At 48.1% G+C, this 17,568-nt stretch carries 17 protein-coding genes and 2 pseudogenes; 15 read left to right on the top strand and 4 right to left on the bottom strand.

The features are described 5' to 3' along the window. Positions 1-128: 128 nt before the first annotated feature. The 6 genes from LG52_RS08305 (at position 129) to LG52_RS08280 (ending at position 6,242) form a co-directional block, all read left to right on the top strand. Positions 129-1,271, top strand: coding sequence for a Glu/Leu/Phe/Val dehydrogenase dimerization domain-containing protein (locus LG52_RS08305; RefSeq protein WP_044731573.1), 1,143 nt, complete (start codon positions 129-131; stop codon positions 1,269-1,271). Positions 1,272-1,355: 84 nt separating this feature from the next. Then, on the top strand, positions 1,356-2,372 hold the full coding sequence (locus tag LG52_RS08300; RefSeq protein WP_044731572.1) for an ABC transporter substrate-binding protein: 1,017 nt from the start codon (positions 1,356-1,358) through the stop codon (positions 2,370-2,372). Between the two features lie 14 nt (positions 2,373-2,386). Beyond that, positions 2,387-3,379 carry an ABC transporter permease gene (locus LG52_RS08295; protein ID WP_044731571.1) on the top strand — a complete coding sequence of 331 codons (993 nt, stop codon included), beginning with the start codon at positions 2,387-2,389 and terminating at the stop codon, positions 3,377-3,379. Next, positions 3,354-4,148 (top strand): ABC transporter ATP-binding protein, encoded by a 795-nt coding sequence (locus LG52_RS08290; RefSeq protein ID WP_044731570.1) that lies wholly within the window; start codon positions 3,354-3,356, stop codon positions 4,146-4,148. The genes LG52_RS08295 and LG52_RS08290 overlap by 26 nt, the downstream gene beginning before the upstream one ends. Positions 4,149-4,179: 31 nt before the next feature. Beyond that, on the top strand, positions 4,180-5,250 hold the full coding sequence (pdhA, locus tag LG52_RS08285) for a pyruvate dehydrogenase (acetyl-transferring) E1 component subunit alpha (protein WP_044731569.1): 1,071 nt from the start codon (positions 4,180-4,182) through the stop codon (positions 5,248-5,250). Beyond that, positions 5,247-6,242 (top strand): alpha-ketoacid dehydrogenase subunit beta, encoded by a 996-nt coding sequence (locus LG52_RS08280; protein ID WP_044731568.1) that lies wholly within the window; start codon positions 5,247-5,249, stop codon positions 6,240-6,242. Before pdhA ends, LG52_RS08280 begins: the two co-directional genes overlap by 4 nt. A gap of 91 nt (positions 6,243-6,333) precedes the next feature. On the opposite strand, the gene LG52_RS08275 is transcribed toward LG52_RS08280, so the two are convergent. Continuing rightward, a complete protein-coding gene (locus tag LG52_RS08275) occupies positions 6,334-6,858 on the bottom strand; it encodes a gamma carbonic anhydrase family protein (protein WP_044731567.1) in 525 nt (174 codons plus the stop codon). Positions 6,859-7,015: 157 nt separating this feature from the next. After that, on the bottom strand, positions 7,016-7,555 hold the full coding sequence (locus LG52_RS08270) for a hypothetical protein (RefSeq protein WP_044731566.1): 540 nt from the start codon (positions 7,553-7,555) through the stop codon (positions 7,016-7,018). A gap of 328 nt (positions 7,556-7,883) precedes the next feature. Between LG52_RS08270 and LG52_RS08265 the strand changes: the two genes are divergently transcribed. The 3 genes from LG52_RS08265 to LG52_RS08255 all read left to right on the top strand — a co-directional run bounded on the left by LG52_RS08265 (position 7,884) and on the right by LG52_RS08255 (position 11,235). Then, a complete protein-coding gene (locus LG52_RS08265) occupies positions 7,884-9,374 on the top strand; it encodes a peptide MFS transporter (protein ID WP_044731565.1) in 1,491 nt (496 codons plus the stop codon). A 203-nt stretch (positions 9,375-9,577) separates the two neighbouring features. Then, complete coding sequence (locus tag LG52_RS08260; protein ID WP_044731564.1) at positions 9,578-9,844, top strand: DUF2642 domain-containing protein; 267 nt, start codon at positions 9,578-9,580, stop codon at positions 9,842-9,844. A gap of 335 nt (positions 9,845-10,179) precedes the next feature. Next, entirely contained in the window at positions 10,180-11,235 is a 1,056-nt protein-coding gene (locus LG52_RS08255) for a BglG family transcription antiterminator (protein ID WP_231578651.1), read from the top strand. A gap of 8 nt (positions 11,236-11,243) precedes the next feature. Here LG52_RS08255 and LG52_RS20815 read toward each other — a convergent pair whose 3' ends face one another. Together LG52_RS20815 and LG52_RS20810 are read right to left on the bottom strand one after the other, a co-directional pair. Then, complete coding sequence (locus tag LG52_RS20815; protein WP_044731563.1) at positions 11,244-11,783, bottom strand: IS630 family transposase; 540 nt, start codon at positions 11,781-11,783, stop codon at positions 11,244-11,246. Next, entirely contained in the window at positions 11,780-12,310 is a 531-nt protein-coding gene (locus LG52_RS20810; RefSeq protein WP_044731562.1) for an IS630 family transposase, read from the bottom strand. The genes LG52_RS20815 and LG52_RS20810 overlap by 4 nt, the downstream gene beginning before the upstream one ends. Positions 12,311-12,361: 51 nt before the next feature. On the opposite strand from LG52_RS20810, the gene LG52_RS08240 reads away from it, so the two are divergent. The 6 genes and pseudogenes from LG52_RS08240 to eutL all read left to right on the top strand — a co-directional run bounded on the left by LG52_RS08240 (position 12,362) and on the right by eutL (position 17,568). Beyond that, complete coding sequence (locus LG52_RS08240) at positions 12,362-13,435, top strand: BglG family transcription antiterminator (protein ID WP_231578565.1); 1,074 nt, start codon at positions 12,362-12,364, stop codon at positions 13,433-13,435. 27 nt (positions 13,436-13,462) lie between these two features. Beyond that, complete coding sequence (locus LG52_RS08235) at positions 13,463-13,729, top strand: PTS sugar transporter subunit IIB (protein WP_044731561.1); 267 nt, start codon at positions 13,463-13,465, stop codon at positions 13,727-13,729. Between the two features lie 217 nt (positions 13,730-13,946). Continuing rightward, a pseudogene (locus LG52_RS08230) lies at positions 13,947-14,297 on the top strand (PTS transporter subunit IIC); the annotation flags it as partial. 104 nt (positions 14,298-14,401) lie between these two features. Then, positions 14,402-15,592, top strand: a complete 1,191-nt coding sequence (locus tag LG52_RS08225; protein WP_044731559.1) for an ISL3 family transposase — start codon at positions 14,402-14,404, stop codon at positions 15,590-15,592. Positions 15,593-15,771: 179 nt separating this feature from the next. Further along, positions 15,772-16,701, top strand: a pseudogene (locus tag LG52_RS08220) (PTS ascorbate transporter subunit IIC); the annotation flags it as partial. 213 nt (positions 16,702-16,914) lie between these two features. Continuing rightward, complete coding sequence (gene eutL, locus LG52_RS08215) at positions 16,915-17,568, top strand: ethanolamine utilization microcompartment protein EutL (RefSeq protein ID WP_044733161.1); 654 nt, start codon at positions 16,915-16,917, stop codon at positions 17,566-17,568.

Below are 17,568 nucleotides of genomic sequence, written 5' to 3'. Positions count from 1 at the left end.
GAGGGTTGACACTCATCATCAACATCGTTACTATAAAAATAGTATAACGTTTTTATAACGTAACAATATTTTTTGTTATATTAACTTGAAAACGCTTTCAAGCGGTAAAGCGAAGGAGAGGGGAAGCGATGAATGTCATGCTATCGCCGAACATGTCGCAAGGATTGGATTTGTTTTTGCAAATGCGTGAACATGAACAGGTCGTGTTTTGTCACGATGAAGCGACCGGCCTAAGGGCGATCATCGCCATTCATAGCACCGCGCTTGGGCCGGCGCTCGGCGGCTGCCGGATGCATCCATATGCGACGACGGAAGAGGCGCTCGCCGATGCGCTTCGGCTGTCGAAAGGGATGACGTATAAATGCCTGGCCGCGGATGTCGATTTTGGCGGCGGCAAAGCGGTGATCATCGGCGACCCGCGCAAAGACAAATCGCCGGAACTGTTTCGCGCGTTCGGCCAGTTTGTCGAGTCATTAGGCGGCCGGTTTTATACGGGCACCGATATGGGAACGACGCCGGACGACTTTGTTCACGCCCTGAAAGAGACGAATTGCATCGTCGGCGTTCCGGAAGCGTACGGCGGAAGCGGCGACTCATCCGTGCCGACGGCCGAGGGCGTCGTGTACGGCATTCAGGCGACGAATCAAGTGGTGTTCGGCAACCGGCACTTGCACGGCAAAACGTATGCAGTGCAAGGGCTCGGAAAAGTTGGAAAAAAAGTGGCGCTTCGTTTGCTCGAAGAAGGAGCGGACTTGTACGTGTGCGATTTGAACGAAGCGGCCGTCGAGGAGGTCGTGACGCACGGCAAACGAATCGGGGCGTCCGTCAAACCGGTGAGCGGAACGGACATTTATCGCGCCGAAGCCGATGTGTTCGTCCCATGTGCATTTGGCGGCGTCATCAACGATGACACGATCGCCGAGCTGCGGGTGAGGGCGGTCGTCGGCTCGGCGAACAATCAACTGGCAGACAAATGCCACGCCCGCATGTTGAACGAAAAAGGCATCGTGTACGCCCCTGATTACATCGTCAACGCCGGCGGGCTCATTCAAGTGGCCGATGAACTTTACGGAGCGAACAAAGAGCGGGTGCTGGCGAAAACGAAAGCGATTTACGATACACTGCTCGCCATTTATGCGCGGGCCGAATCGGAAGGAATAACGACGGTCGAGGCGGCCGATCGGTTTTGCGAAGAGCGGCTCGAGAAGCGCAAACGCCGCAATCATTTCTTTACACACCAAAAGCGGCCGAAGTGGGATGTTCGCCATTAAAGTGTATTCATATGAAACAATTTATCTGAAAATAAACAATCATCTTATCTTTCAAATAGAAGAAGTTGCGAGGGGAGAAGGATCATGAAATATATCGTGGCACGATTCGCCATTCCGGTTTTGTTCGGAGCTCTCATGCTCTCTGGCTGCGGTGGAGGGGAAAAGGCGGCGACCGATGGTGGGAAAGAAGAAGGGAAGGAGAAAAAAACGGTCACCATTGGCGTCACACAAATTATCCAGCATCCGTCGCTGGATGCTGCCTTCAATGGATTTAAAAAGGCGCTCGAAGACGAAGGTTTTCAAGAAGGGAAAAACGTTCGGTACAATATTCAAAATGCCCAAGGCGACATGAACAACAGCCAAACGATCGCGAACAACTTTGTGTCAGACGGGGTTGACCTCATTTTTGCCAACTCGACGCCAAGCGCCCAAAGCGCGCTCAACGCGACGAAAGACATTCCGATTGTGTTTACATCCGTGACCGATCCGGTCGGCGCTGGTTTAGTTCCATCGATGGACAAGGCGGGGGAAAACATTACGGGAACAACGGACAGCCATCCCGATGCCATTCGCAAGATGATTCAATTCATCGATGAGCAGACGGATGCCAAAACCGTCGGGCTCATTTACAACGCCGGTGAACAAAATTCGTTGGCGCAAATCGAAAAAGTGAAGGAAGCGGCGAAGCAGACGGATTTGAAGTTCGTGGAAGCGTCGGTGTCGACAACAGCAGAGGTGAAGCAGGCCGCAGAATCGTTAGTGGGCAAAGCCGATGTCTTTTACATCGTGACCGACAACACCGTTGTATCCGCCATTGAATCCGTTGTCAGCGTTGCCAACGAGAACAATATTCCGGTTTTTACAGGGGAGCTCGATTCGTTAAAACGCGGCTGTTTTGCGGCGTATGGCTTTGATTACTACGACATCGGCTATCAAGCCGGGCAAATGGCGGCCGCCATTTTAAAAGGGGAAGCCAAGCCGTCCGAGATCAAACCGGAATATCCGAAAAAGCTGAAGCTCGTGATCAACAAACAAGCGGCGGAAAAACAAGGGATCAAACTGAAGCCGGAGTGGGATCAAATGGCGGAATACATGGAATGAAAGGATGAGCGCTGTTGTTGACGGCCATCACAGGAGCAGTGGAATCAGGACTGATCTATGCCATTATGGCGCTGGGAGTCTATTTGTCGTTTCGTGTTTTGGATTTCCCTGATTTAACCGTGGACGGGAGCTTTGTGACAGGGGCCGCGGTGGCGGCGACGTTGATTGTCAACGGGGTTAATCCGTTTGTGGCAACGTGTCTGGCTCTTTTCGTTGGATTCGCTGCCGGTTGTATGACCGGGCTTCTTCATACAGCAGGGAAGGTCAATCCGCTTTTGTCGGGCATTTTAATGATGATTGCGCTCTATTCCATCAATCTTCGCATCATGGGGCGCTCGAACGTGCCGCTTTTAAATCAAAAGACCGTCTTTACAACCATTCAACAATGGGGAACAACGCTCGGATTTGACCCGGCCGCGGCAAAAACGTGGGGAATTCTCTTGTCGATGACGTTGCTTGCTCTTTTGTTTAAATGGTTCACAGACTGGTTTTTACAGACGGAAATGGGGCTTGCGATTCGGGCGACGGGTGATAATCCGCGCATGATTCGCAGCCTGTCGGCGAACACGAATTTGCTCATTGTCTTAGGGTTGGGCCTTTCCAATGCCATGGTCGCGTTCTCGGGGGCGCTTGTTGCCCAGTACGGCGCGTTCGCCGATGTCGGGATGGGAATCGGCATGATTATTATCGGTCTCGCTTCTGTCATTATCGGTGAAGCCGTATTGGGAACGAAAACGATCGCGCGGGCCACGCTTGCTGTGATCGGCGGGGCGATCATGTACCGCATTGTCGTGAGCCTCGCCTTGCGCGTCCAATTTCTCGAAACGGGGGATGTGAAGCTGATCACGGCATGTATGGTCATTTTGGCGCTTGTTGTTCCACAGCTTGTTCGCCAACAACAAGAGAAAAAACACAAAGAAGCAAAAAGGCGGAACCAAGCCGAGGCGGCAACGGCGGCCGCTGTCGGAAAGGGTGGGGCGGATGTTGCAGTTAAACGGGATTTATAAAGTATTCCATGAGGGGACGCCTGACGAAAAGATCGCGCTCCAAAACGTTGATCTTTCGCTGCAAAAAGGGGACTTTGTCACCATTATCGGCAGCAATGGCGCGGGAAAATCGACTTTGATGAATTTGATTTCAGGAGTGCTGTTTCCCGATGAAGGAACGATTTGGATTGACGGTCAAGATGTCACCATGATGCCGGAATATGTCCGCTCCCGCTATATCGGGAGAGTGTTTCAAGATCCGATGGCGGGAACGGCGCCGAACATGACGATTGAGGAGAATTTGGCGTTGGCGTATGCGCGCAATCAAACGCGTACGCTCCGCCGCGGGGTGACGAAAAAACGGCGCGATGAGTTTCGTGAGCTGCTCGCGACCCTTCATCTCGGGTTGGAGGATCGCCTTCAGGCGAAAGTCGGCCTGCTTTCCGGCGGGGAGCGGCAGGCGTTGTCTTTGCTGATGGCGACCTTCACCGAACCGTCCATTTTGCTTTTAGATGAGCATACAGCGGCGCTCGACCCAGCGAGAGCGGAATTGATCACCAACTTAACAAAAGAGATTGTCGAGCGCTACCGATTGACGACCTTGATGGTCACCCATAACATGCAGCAAGCCATCAATTTAGGAAACCGCCTCATCATGATGGATAAAGGGCAGATCATTTTGGAAGTCGATGAGAAGGAAAAGAAACGCTTGACAGTGGAAAAGCTGCTGGCGGAATTTCGGCGGATTCGCGGGGAACAGCTCGCAAGCGACCGCGCGGTATTGAGTTGATGTTGTCAACCATGCGATGAGGAGGAATGGTATGGAACTCAACTTCCCTATCGTGCAAGTATTGAATGAAGAAGGAACGATCGTGCAGCCCGAGTATCGTGAACGAATCACAAAACCGTTAACGATGACGATGTACCGTCATCTCATTCGAACGCGAACGTTTGATCGAAAATGTGTCAGCCTACAGCGGCAAGGGCGCATCGGGACGTATGTGCCGTACGAAGGGCAAGAGGCGTGTCAAGTCGGAAGCGCGCTTGCCCTCCGCGATGGCGATTGGATGTTTCCTACTTATCGCGACCATGGAGCGATGATGACGTTCGGCCGTTCGTTAACGACAACCCTTTTGTACTGGAAAGGGCGGACGGAAGGATGCGTCCCTCCTGAAGGAAAAAAGATTGTACCGCCGAGCGTCCCGATCGCCACGCAGCTTCCCCAGGCGGCAGGGGCGGCGTGCGCGGAAAAGTGGAAGGGGACGAACAATGCGGTCATTGTGTACTTCGGCGATGGGGCGACATCAGAAGGGGATTTCCATGAGGGATTGAATTTCGCGAGCGTTTTCAACGCGCCTGTCGTCTTTTTCAACCAAAACAACCAATATGCGATCTCTGTTCCGATCACCCGCCAGATGAAGACGAAAACGATTGCCCAAAAGGCGCTGGCGTACGACATTCCCGGTCTTCGCATCGATGGGAATGACGTGTTTGCCGTCTATTTCCACACAGCTGAGGCGCTTGAACGGGCGAGAAACGGAGGAGGGCCGACGTTAATCGAAGCGGTGACATGGCGTTACGGCGCGCATACGACGTCCGATGACCCGTCCAGATACCGCGACCAGGAGGAAAGCCAAAAACGGCGCGAAACGACCGATCCGATCAAGCGAGTTGAGCGGTTCATGCAGCGGGAAGGCTGGTGGGATGAAGAGTGGGCGAATCAAGTGCAAGCAGAAGTGGACGCGGAAATTGAGCAGGCAGTGGCCGAAATGGAACGTTATCCAAAGGCGGATGCGTCGGACATGTTTGACTTTGTGTTCGCGCAACCGACATGGACGATCGCGGAGCAGAAAGAAGCGTATCTTCAGTGGAAGCGGGGGATGGCAAGATGATCACCGAGGTGGGGACGAAATCGCTTACGCTTGTGCAAGCGGTTAATGACGCGCTTCGCATCATGCTAAAAGAGCGTGAAGATGTCATCGTGCTTGGAGAGGACATTGGGAAAAATGGCGGGGTGTTTCGCGCCACCGAAGGATTGCTTGAGGAATTTGGCGAGGAGAGGGTGATCGACACCCCGTTAAGCGAGGCGGGATTTACGGGAGCCGCGATCGGAATGGCGCTTGGTGGATTCCGTCCTGTCGTCGAAATCCAGTTTTTAGGTTTCATCTATCCGGCGTATGAACAAATTATGACCCACGCGGCGCGCATGCGGGCGCGGACGAGAGGACATTTTGCCGTTCCGTTGGTCATTCGCGCCCCGTACGGCGCGGGCGTGCGAGCCCCGGAAATTCATTCCGACAGCACGGAAGCGCTGTTTACCCATATGCCAGGGATCAAAGTCGTCTGCCCCGCGTCGCCGTATGACGCCAAGGGGCTGCTCATTGCCGCGATTGAAGATCCGGACCCTGTTTTGTTCCTCGAACCGATGCGCAGCTACCGCGCGTTCCGCGAAGACGTTCCGGAAGGAAAATATACGATTGAAATCGGCAAAGGCAAAAAACGGCGCGAAGGGGACGATGTGACCGTCATTGCCTGGGGAGCCATGGTGCCGGTCGCCATGAAGGCGGCGGAAGAAGCGGAGAAAAAAGGGATTGATGCCGATGTCATTGACTTGTGCACCCTTTACCCGCTCGATAAAGACATGATTGCCGAGTCTGTGCAAAAGACAGGGAGAGCCGTCATTGTCCAAGAAGCGCATGCGACCGGCGGGCTGGCTAATGACATTCTCGCCATCATCAATGATACATCGTTTTTCTACCAACATGCACCGGTTAAACGGGTGACGGGGTTTGACGTTCCTGTGCCGTTTTTCGCCTATGAAGACGACTATTTGCCAACGCCGGCGCGCGTGTTGCATGCGATAGAAAAAGTCATGCGCTTCTAGTTGCGCCCGACGTGATCGGAAGCGCAAAGAAAGAGCCATGCCCTTTCGGCTGGCTCTTTTTCCGTTTTGGCCGTCGACGATGTGGAAGGCGCTACGGCCGATGATGCCCCAGCTGTTCGCGATACTCTTTTCCTTTTTGCACGTATGTATCAATCGACAGCTGGATGAGCTCAAGGTCTTTATCCGTCAGCTCGCGCACCACTTTTCCAGGGGAGCCGATGACGAGCGAGCGGGGCGGAATCTTTTTGCCGGACGGAATCAACGTGTTGGCGCCGATGATGCATTCTTCACCGATTTCGGCTCCGTCCAAAATCGTCGCCCCCATGCCGATGATCGAGCGCCGGCGGATCGTGCAACCGTGAAGGATCACATTATGCCCAACCGTCACTTCGTCTTCCACAACGAGCGGCGATCCTTCGTACAAATGGCAGGTCGTATTGTCTTGAATGCTCGTTCGGGCGCCGATCGTAATCGGCCCTTCATCGCCGCGCAGCACGGCGTTGAACCAAATGGTCGATTCCGGCCCAACGGTGACGTCTCCAATCAAATAGGCTCCCGGGGCAATGAATGCGGTTTCGTGAACATTCGGACGTTTTCCGTTATATGGGTACAGCATCCCCATCCCCCTTCAATTGGTGATCCGCATAACAGTAAGTATAACACATTTCGTACGAAAACGGAAATGGCCGGAATGAAAAATGCCTTTTTCCGTATCGGGAAGCATAGATCAATGCGCAACGCCGCGGGGAGCGAAAGCGGCAACGAGGTGTATATTAGCTTTTGATTGCCAGACGGAGATCAGCGATCGCCGCTTCATGTTCAAGCGATCTCCGGCATAACATGTCGATGATCCGCTCTTGGCGCAGCAATAGTTGCATTTGTTGCTCTTGATTTTGCTCAAGCCGTTTGACGATCGCATCGATTTCCCGAATGGCTTGATGAACGGCGGCAAATCCCTTTGCCATGTCGGCTTTAAGTTCATTCAACTCCGCTTTCGTCGCCATATTCGCTTTCATGTCCTCAAGCTCCTGCTTGGTGGCCATATTGGCTTTGATGTCTTCGAGCTCCTGTTTGGTGGCCATATTGGCCTTGATGTCTTCGAGCTCCTGTTTGGTGGCCATATTGGCCTTGATGTCTTCGAGCTCCTGTTTGGTGGCCATATTGGCCTTGATGTCTTCGAGCTCCTGTTTGGTGGCCATATTGGCTTTGATGTCTTCGAGCTCCTGCTTGGTGGCCATGTGCTCTTTCATTTCCGCCATTTCCTGCTGCATGGTTTCAAGCTTGTCCAAAATAAGATGCCACGGTTCGCTCATGGGCAACATCCTTTCCTAATCGTCGATAAGATAAGGAATTTGCGGTGGACACAAAGATGCAGATGAGATGGAAAAGAGGAAATGATGCTGTTGGGGAAACGGCGATTCCCTGCCATTGATTATACATGATCAACAAAACACGGAAAAGGTTTTTTCTGTACAATGAAAAAACGAAAAGCGAGACATATTTTTATTTTTTATAAATAATATTATTTTTCTTAATATTGATGTTTTATAATTACAATTATGAATCATGCAAAATTTTTTTGACAATATAAACATAATGAATTATTATATTAAAAGAATTTAAAGGAGGTAGGTAGTGGTTATGGCATCGATCGACAAGCAACAAATCGCCGCCAGCGTTCCACAACGCGGCTTTTTCGGCCATCCGAAAGGGCTGTTCACGCTCTTTTTCACGGAGTTTTGGGAGCGCTTTTCGTACTACGGCATGCGCGCCATTTTGGTTTATTATATGTACTACGAAGTGTCAAAAGGCGGCCTTGGCCTGGACGAACATTTGGCGCTTGCGATTATGTCGATTTATGGCGCGCTTGTGTACATGTCCGGAATCATCGGCGGCTGGCTCGCTGACCGAGTGTTTGGGACATCGCGGGCGGTCTTGTACGGTGGCATATTGATCATGGCCGGTCATATCGCCTTGGCGCTGCCGGGCGGAGCAACAGCGCTGTTTGTCTCCATGGCGCTCATCGTTCTTGGCACCGGTTTATTGAAGCCAAACGTATCGAGCATTGTCGGCGATATGTATCAACAAGGCGATGACCGCCGCGATGCTGGATTCAGCATTTTTTACATGGGCATTAACCTTGGAGCGTTCCTTGCTCCGTTAGTTGTCGGCACGGTGGGGATGAAGTACAATTTCCATCTCGGCTTCGGACTTGCGGCTGTCGGGATGTTTCTCGGATTGATTGTCTTCATCGCGACAAGAAAGAAAAATCTCGGGTTGGCGGGGACGTACGTGCCGAATCCATTGACGCCAGCGGAAAAGAAAAAAGCGGCAACGATCATCGCCGTGGGAGCAGTCGTCATTGCCGTGCTGCTTGCGATCTTGATTCCGAACGGTTTGTTTACTGTGGAAACGTTTATTTCTCTTGTCGGCATCTTAGGAATCATCATCCCGATCATCTATTTTGTCGTGATGTACCGCAGCCCGAAAACGGCAGCGGAAGAGCGGCCGCGTGTGATCGCCTACATTCCGCTGTTTATCGCTTCGGCGATGTTTTGGGCGATTCAAGAGCAAGGATCGACGATTTTGGCAAACTATGCGGATAAGCGGACGCAGTTGGATGTAGCAGGCATCCACTTGTCGCCTGCGTGGTTCCAATCGCTGAACCCGTTATTTATCATCGCTTTAGCACCGGTGTTCGCCTGGATGTGGGTGAAGCTCGGCAAACGGCAGCCGACGATCCCGCAAAAATTCGCGTTCGGCCTGTTGTTTGCCGGCCTGTCGTTCATCGTCATCCTCGTTCCGGGTCATTTGAGCGGCGGAGGGCTTGTCCATCCGATTTGGCTCGTGTTGAGCTACTTCATCGTCGTGCTTGGCGAGCTTTGCCTGTCGCCGGTCGGCCTGTCGGCGACGACGAAACTTGCGCCTGCGGCCTTCTCAGCGCAAACGATGAGCCTTTGGTTTTTATCGAACGCCGCCGCGCAAGCGATCAATGCTCAGTTGGTGCGCTTTTACACCCCGGAAAACGAAACGATGTATTTCGGCACGATCGGCGGTGCGGCGATTGTACTAGGCTTGATTTTATTGGCCATCTCTCCAAGAATCGAGAGATTGATGAAAGGGATTCGTTAAAGAATCTGATCCTCCTAGCCTTTATTGGCTGGGAGGATTTTTTGATTTTTGCCGTATATGTGTTTTTTACATCTACATTCTGTTTGGAGGCGGAAGGCTTCTTGGCAAGTGATGTTAAAAAATCCGCTGTTGCATTGGTTATCATGACCATACCTTTTTCTCCTGTCAACATTACATAGTTAGTGTAGAAAGGAGGAGAAACGATGGATTTTAAACATCAAGCCCGTCAGCTAATTGGGCAGCGTGTAACTGTTGTGACGGTGCATGGAAAATTTCACGGGACATTGTTGGGAGTCGGCGATGATTTTATTGTTATGCGGGTTAATATAGGAGGAAGACTACGACGTATTCTGATCCGTTTGGCATTAATTATCGCACTGCTACGGTTAATAGGAACAGGAAGCGGATATGAACCTCATCGTTCGTCTGACAAAGACCAATGGGAACGATATTTAATGGATGAGGATTGAACTATTCTTTACGATCCAGGATATAATCGTGCAAAGATAAGTCGAAGAAAAATTAGGGCAATACAACTGCCTTGGGGTCACTCCTTCTTAGGAAGCGTCCATGCATGGTTAGTGCAGGAGTTCGGACAAGGAAGGAGCAGATAGTTTAGATGGTGCCACACAAGTCGGTCGTGTGGCTTCTTTATTGAATAAGTCTAATCTTTGCACAATTGGGATGTTGGAATTTGGGCTTATCCTTTTAAGAAAATCAACTATAATGAACAGTAAGGAGAATCCGGATTCTCTAATCAAAAGTCCAAGAATTTGCACAACTAAATAAAAAGGAGCGCTCCATCATGATGCTCAATGCCCGTTGTATCCAACTTGTAAAGTTGTTGCTTCGCTCTTCTCTTTATCTTACCGCTGACAAATTGGCGCAATCATTGAATGTATCCAAGCGAACGATTTATTACGATATACAAAAAACGAATGAATGGTTGCGTCATAAAGGGGTGAAGCCGATTCAATATGCACGCGGGCTCGGATTTCGCTTGGATGATGAAGTGAAACAGGAAATAACAACAAAATGGAACACATTACAACCTGCCCGACATTACACATATCAGTCATGGGAGCGAAAAGCTTGGATTGGTTTATGGATTTTGACTCGCGTTCATCCGTTGTATTTGTCTGATTTTTTAGATAAATTACAGGTAAGCAGGAGCACGTTGCTAAATGACATAAAGGAACTGAAAGAAGATTGGCAGTCATTTCAATTGCAATTGTCATTCCATCGCAAAAAAGGGTATTTTGTATCAGGGAGAGAAATCCAAAAGAGGAAATTGATGATTTTTTATGTTCATCAACTATTGGTGGCGATGGATGACCAGCATTTCGCTGCAGAGTTGTCAGCTGAGTGTCAATGGCCAATCTTTGATTGGATTCGCCAATTCGAGTCTGCTTTTTCTATTCGCTATACGGGTGAGGTTATTCAAACTTTACCTATTTATCTCGCATTGTTCCAAAGACGGTGGGCTAGAGGTAAATTTGTGCAAATGGATGAGCAAGAAAAAGAAGTGCTAAGATCAATGCGGGAATATCAGATCGCCGATCATCTCGTTAGACAAATTGAAAACGTTTCCCAAATATCTATTCCCGATGATGAGGTTTGTTATTTGACGACCCATTTACTCAGTTTTCGAGTTGCAGATGACAAGCAAATCGATCAGAACGATGACATCTCTACTTTGAGACGAATCATTCGACATATGGTGGATGATTTTCAAACTTATGCCTGTGTACAATTCAAGCGTCGCGAAGAGTTGGAAAAAAATTTATTGGTTCATATGAAGCCTGCCTATTATCGACTGAAATACGGTTTTCATCTATATAAATGCACCTTGAAAAGTTAACTTTTCGATTACGCGGAACACCCCAAGCGCCGCAACACTTCCTCCGGGCGTTCCTGAATGTAATGAGCAAATCGTTGAACCGCTTGCACGATCTCGTGGCGGTCTTTGTGAAAGGCGTTGGCGATCATCGTATCCTTCAGCCATTTCCACAAACGCTCGATCGGGTTGAGCTGCGGCGAGTAGGGAGGCAGATACAGGAAATGAAAACATTGTCCTTCTTCTCGCAAAAAGTCCTTCCCCATTCGAGCGTGATGAATCCGGGCATTGTCCAAGACGAGCGCAATGATCCGGTTGGGATGCCGCTCTTTGAGCAGGCGCAAGAAATCCAAGAACGTCGCAGCGTTGGCGGCTTCTGTTTGGTGAAGCACGATGTCCCCATCGTGGACGTTCACCGCGCCAAATACCGAAACATGGGCATGATGGCCGAATGTCGGCACACGTTTTTGACGACCGACCTCGGACCAAGTGGATCGCAAGACATGATAAGAGCGGATATGCGTTTCATCGATGTACAGAAGAACGGCATCTTCTGTCTCCTTGGTGATCAAGTTTTTTTTATCAAATCCATTTGCTTTTCAAATTGCTTTTGCTCATCCGGATTCCCTTTCGCCAGCGTGTACGTAGGGCGAGTCCATGACAGACCTTGACGGTGCAGGAGTTTTCGCAGCGCTTCACGGGAAAGGCAAACACCAAAGTGCTTTTCGACATAGGATTGCAGGAGTTTGGTGTTCCAGGCCGAAGCGACGTCCCGGCCCAGTTCCGCGGGAGTGGTGGTCAACACAAGCTGTTTGATCTCTTCCTGCTGTTCTTCGGTGAGAAACGGCTCCCGTCCAGGGGCGAAATCCCGATGAAGCAAGAGCTCCAGACCGCCTTCATTGAACAGCGACACATAATGGGAAACGGTTTGTCGGCACACGTTGACCATGGAGGCCGCCTCTTTGCCCAAATAACCTTCCATGACCAAACGAACCGCCATCACCCGTTGGCGAAGAAGCGCGTTTTTGATTTTCCGTTCCTGTTTGCGAAGCGTCCGTGGCGTCCATCCGTGATCATGGGTGATGTTGAGACGTTTCATGAATGATCCCGCTCCTTTTCCATAGGTTTCCTTAGGAACAGGATAACCGGAGTGTGCATCGGTTATACGAAAGTTAACTTTTTAATGAGCATGTATATACAAAACGATCTGACTGAATCGGTTAAAACGAACTATCCAGATTTATTTATCTTAACGAAAAAAGTCGTCCATCATTTAGAAAGTGTAGTTGGCCAGACGGTCAGCGACGATGAAATTGCTTATATCGCCATGCATTTTGGCGGATGGTTGGACAGAGAGGGGGTGTCGGTTCTGGTACGGAAAAAGGTGTTGATCGTCTGCGAGAGCGGGATTGGAACATCGCGAATGTTGCAAAAACAATTGGGGGAACTGTTATCAACGGTCGATGTCATTGGCATCGTTTCAGCAAGAGAATATGATTATATTTCTCTTGCGGGACATGTAGATTTTGTGGTGACGACAACGCCATTGCAACCGAAGGATGTACCTGTTTATACGGTTCGCCCCATTTTAACAACGGAGGATAAAATGTTGCTTTTACGGGAGATCGAGGGATGGACGGAAACCACATCCCTTGGTCTCGAAGCGGTGATGGACATCATCAAAAAACACGCAACGGTCATCGATGAAAAGACATTATATCAAGAACTAAATGATTACTTTAGCCACAGCAAAAGAAAGGAGAATTGGCAAAAACCGATGCTAAAAGATTTGCTTACGAAGCGACACATTCAGATTATTGAAGAGGCGGGTGATTGGAAAGAGGCGATTGTGTTAGCAGCAAGACCGTTATTGGAAGAGGGCTATATTACAAGTGAATATATTGAAGCTATGATTCAAAACGTTCTCACACTCGGGCCTTATATTGTGATTACACCAGGAGTGGCCTTGCCTCATGCCCGGCCGGAGCAAGGCGCAAAAAAACTTGGCATGAGCTTTCTTCGAATCAAAAAAGGTTGTTTGTTTTCTAACGGGGAAGAACATCGGGTATATGTCCTCATTGTGTTGGCTGCCATTGATCATGAGACTCATTTAAAAGCGTTATCCCAGCTGACAACATTGTTGTCCAATCAAGAACATATTCAAATGTTGTTTAAAGCTGGATCTGTAGAAGAAGTATTGGCATTAGTGGAAATGTGCTCTTAATAAAAAAGCAAATGGGAGGCGGGAAGGATGAAGAAAATTCTGGTTGTTTGTGGAAACGGGCTAGGCAGCAGTTTTATGATCGAAATGAATGTGAAAAAGGTGTTGAACGAACTAGGAATCGAAGCTGAAGTGTCCCATACAGATTTAACAACCGGCCAAACAGAAAAAGCGGATTTATATCTTGGAGCGAGAGATTTAGTGGAAGTACTTGATGACGGTACACGCAATGTAGCCAAGTTGACGAATATTCTTGATCTTGATGAATTAAAGCGAGTTTTAAGGGAGAGATTGTAACAACAATAAAAAAGCAGGCGATACGCCTGCGACAAAGAAAAATCTATATAAGTTGAAATTTTGTTTTACATCCAGCTTACTACCTTCCACGTTATATCATATCAGCTCGTATTGAGATAAAAGCGGAAGCGAAAAATCGGAATTTCTTTATTGCAACTTATATATAAGAAAAAAGTCCATATAATAGCTCTCTTATGAGTGAAAGGGGGAACATCCGATGTTTGATTTCCTTATGAAAGATGTGCTTGGTTCACCGGCCATTCTAGTGGGATTGTTTGCCTTAATCGGTTTGTTGCTGCAAAGAAAAAGTTTTCCAGAGATCGTTTCAGGCACATTAAAGACTGTCATGGGATTTATCATTCTTGGCGGCGGGGCCAATATTTTAATCGGTTCGTTGAATATTTTTGGGAAAATGTTCGAAAAAGCTTTTCATATTAAGGGAGTTATTCCAAATAATGAAGCGATTGTGGCTATTGCCCAACAAACATTTGGAAAAGAAACAGCGCTGATCATGTTATTTGGAATGGTAGTGAACATCTTGATTGCGCGATTGACCCCTTTTAAATATGGTTCATCACCAAATTTTGTGATTTAGTGACAAAAAAGAGAAAGCACTGACGAGATCCTGGCAATAATGTTAGCGGTGAAATAAACATTAAGGAGGTCTCGTAAGTGCTTTCTATACCACTAGGATTGCCAGAATTTAAAGTGATTAAACAAGAACTTCTTTCCTATGGTTATGCGATTCATGTAGAGAAAACAGAGACACAGGAACGTTGCCCTCATTGTGGGTTTGCCACTTCCTCTGTCCACGACAGACGGACAAGAAAAGTACGGGATTTGGCGATTTTCCATCAACCGGTGTACTTGTTCATAAAGGTAAAGCGCTATCGGTGCTGGAATTGTTCTCAAGTGTTTTCCGCCTCTTTGGAATCGATTCCACCCAATCAACACTACACCAATCGATTTTGTGAGTACTTGTATGAACTTTGCGAAGGCTCCACCATTCAAGAGGTTAGCCGAAAGCACCGCATCCCATATACAACATTGGAACGCATTTATTACTCCATCGCATCGAAAAAAGCAAAAGAGCGTCAAACAGCGATAGAAGCATCTTCTCAAGAAGGAATGGTGCTTAGTTTAGATGAAATCGCTGTAAAAAAGGGACATCAGTATGAAACTGTATTGATGGATGCCAGAGCCGGATCGGTCATGGGAATGCATACCGATCGCCAATGTGACTCCGCCATCAACTTGTTGAGCCAAAATATCCTGTCGAAAGAAATGGTCCAAACGGTGATTCTTGACATGTGGGAACCTTATCATAAGGCGGTTCGCGCCCTGTTTCCATCTGCTTCGATTGTCATCGATAAGTACCATGTGGTTCAAAAAGTGACACAAGCCTTGGATCAAGCAAGAAAGGAATTTTCTCCATTGAAAAAGGCTCGATATCTTCTCTTGAAAGGCTGTGAAAAGCTTCGTAAGGACCAACGGCTTCGATTAGACGATATCTTGGAGGAGTATCCGGCACTTTCCATTGCTTATTATCTGAAAGAGTTGTTTCGGGATTTTTACCGAACCGATGGATATCATGAAGCAAAGGAACGCTTGGAAGAATGGATTAAGTTAGCCAAACAGAGCCCTTTTGCTTCTTTTCAGAAAGCAGCCAACACGCTTGAAAGGTGGAAGGAGCCTATTCTTTCCTACTTTTTGTGCCCATATACGAATGCCCGAATTGAGGGGACGAATCACAAGATCAAAAACATCAAACGCCGGGCATATGGCTATCGAAATCTAGAACGGTTTCGTTTGCGTGTATTTCTGGAGTGTACAGGGAACACTACAGGCAGTCAGGCTGCTTAAGCGCTCCCTTCTTCCGCTATCGGTATGATAGTTGGTAGAATGGAACCCGTCAAGGAAAGCACTTGACTGTTTCCATTCTACCAACTTCGTGGTCTGTATGCGGAAGAAGGATCCTGACTGATGAACCTATTTCATCCAGCTAACATGTCTCTAGGATTGAGTAGAAATCACAGAAAATGGTGAAGACCCTTAAATATATTTTCTTGACAGGGCATCATACGTTATTTATGGCGTGTCTAATTTCTGCCGTTTTTGCGACGGGTGGAGTAGCAGGTGTTCCGCTTGTCGTCATCGGTTCTATTATTTTGGGAAGTTTGATGGTGTTGATGCCCGCCATTTTGCAGCCGTATATGCGCCAAGTGACTGGAATGGATCAGATCGCGTTAGGGCATTTCGGTTCGCTCGGCTATTTTACATCGGCATGGGTCGGGAAGTGGTTTGGAAACAAGACCCAATCTACTGAAGATATTAAAGTGCCAAAGTCATTGGGGTTTCTTCGCGATACATCGGTGGCCATGTCGTTGACAATGGTGCTGTTATTTTTTATTGTTACTCCGTTTGCCGGAAAAACGTTTATCGAGAAGGAGTTAAGCGGTGGTGTTAATTTTCTTGTCTTCTCTCTTATGCAAGGGATCACGTTTGCTGCAGGAGTCTATGTCGTACTGGCAGGGGTGCGGATGCTTATTGCTGAAATTGTTCCAGCATTCAAAGGGATTGCGGATAAAGTCGTACAAGATGCGAAACCAGCGCTCGATTGCCCAGCTGTCTTTCCATACGCCCCGAATGCTGTTATTATTGGATTCTTGTCAAGTTTTGCGGCGGGGATTCTTTCAATGTTTATCTTGCCTTTCGTTGGGTTAAAGGTCATCGTTCCAGGTTTAATTCCGCATTTTTTCACGGGAGCCGCTGCTGGTGTGTTTGGCAATGCCACAGGCGGACGAAGGGGAGCGGTGCTGGGGGCTTTTGCTAACGGCATTTTGATTTCCTTCCTGCCGGCATTGTTGCTTCCGGTACTTGGATCGCTTGGATTTGAAGGGACGACGTTTGGGGATTCGGATTTTGGGATTGTGGGGATTTTGTTGGGATATTTGACGAAGTGGTTTTTCTAAATGAAATAGAGTGTTTAGATCTGAGTATGGGGATAGATTATAGTTCAAAAAATATTGACAAATAAAATTATTATGAATATAATCATCATTAGAAATTTATTTTGGTCTATGCTTACATGTTCATAAGTGGTAAGGCAAAGGTGCCTACATATACAGAGAATACCTTCTCTGTATATAGGCACCTTTTTGTTTCGAGGAGGTGGAAATATTGTGATTGGAGCACCAATTAGGGCGAAAGTGTTAGCGAGTCGAATCATCTCAAATGTCGATCCTGGTTTAGCAGTGAAATTAAATTTAGCAGCTCATATTCGAAGTCTTGCTTTAGTTACATTAACAATTGATGATGTTGGATATACAGCCTTAGATGAAGCTACCAAAAAGGCAGCGGTCGAAGTAGTATATGCCAAATCCTTTTATGCTGGCTCTGCTCATGCATCGGGGCCTCTCTCTGGAGAGTTTATTGGGATTTTGGGGGCAGAAAATCCTTCTGACGTAAAGAGTGGATTGGAAGCAGTGTTGGAGATGATTGAAAATGGTCCTTGCTTTTATTCATTAAATGAGGAAGGCAACCATGCGTATTATGCTTGTACAATATCGAGAACAGGCAGTTACTTATCAAAAATTGCTGGGATTCAACAAGGCGAGCCATTAGCTTATTTAATAGCGCCCCCCCTTGAAGCGATGTACGGATTAGATGCGGCACTAAAGGCCTCTGATGTGAAAATTTGCGAACTATATGCTCCTCCGACTGAAACAAATTTTGGAGGAGGGTTATTAACTGGAAGTCAATCTGCATGTACAGCAGCAGCTCATGCTTTTGCGGAAGCAGTACAGGATATTGCACGGCACCCTCATAAATCTTTTTAG

The organism is Geobacillus kaustophilus, assembly GCF_000948285.1.
Lineage (GTDB): Bacteria > Bacillota > Bacilli > Bacillales > Anoxybacillaceae > Geobacillus > Geobacillus thermoleovorans_A.
The sequence above is the reverse complement of the archived record's forward strand: the minus strand, read 5'-3'. Positions and strand labels throughout refer to the sequence as shown.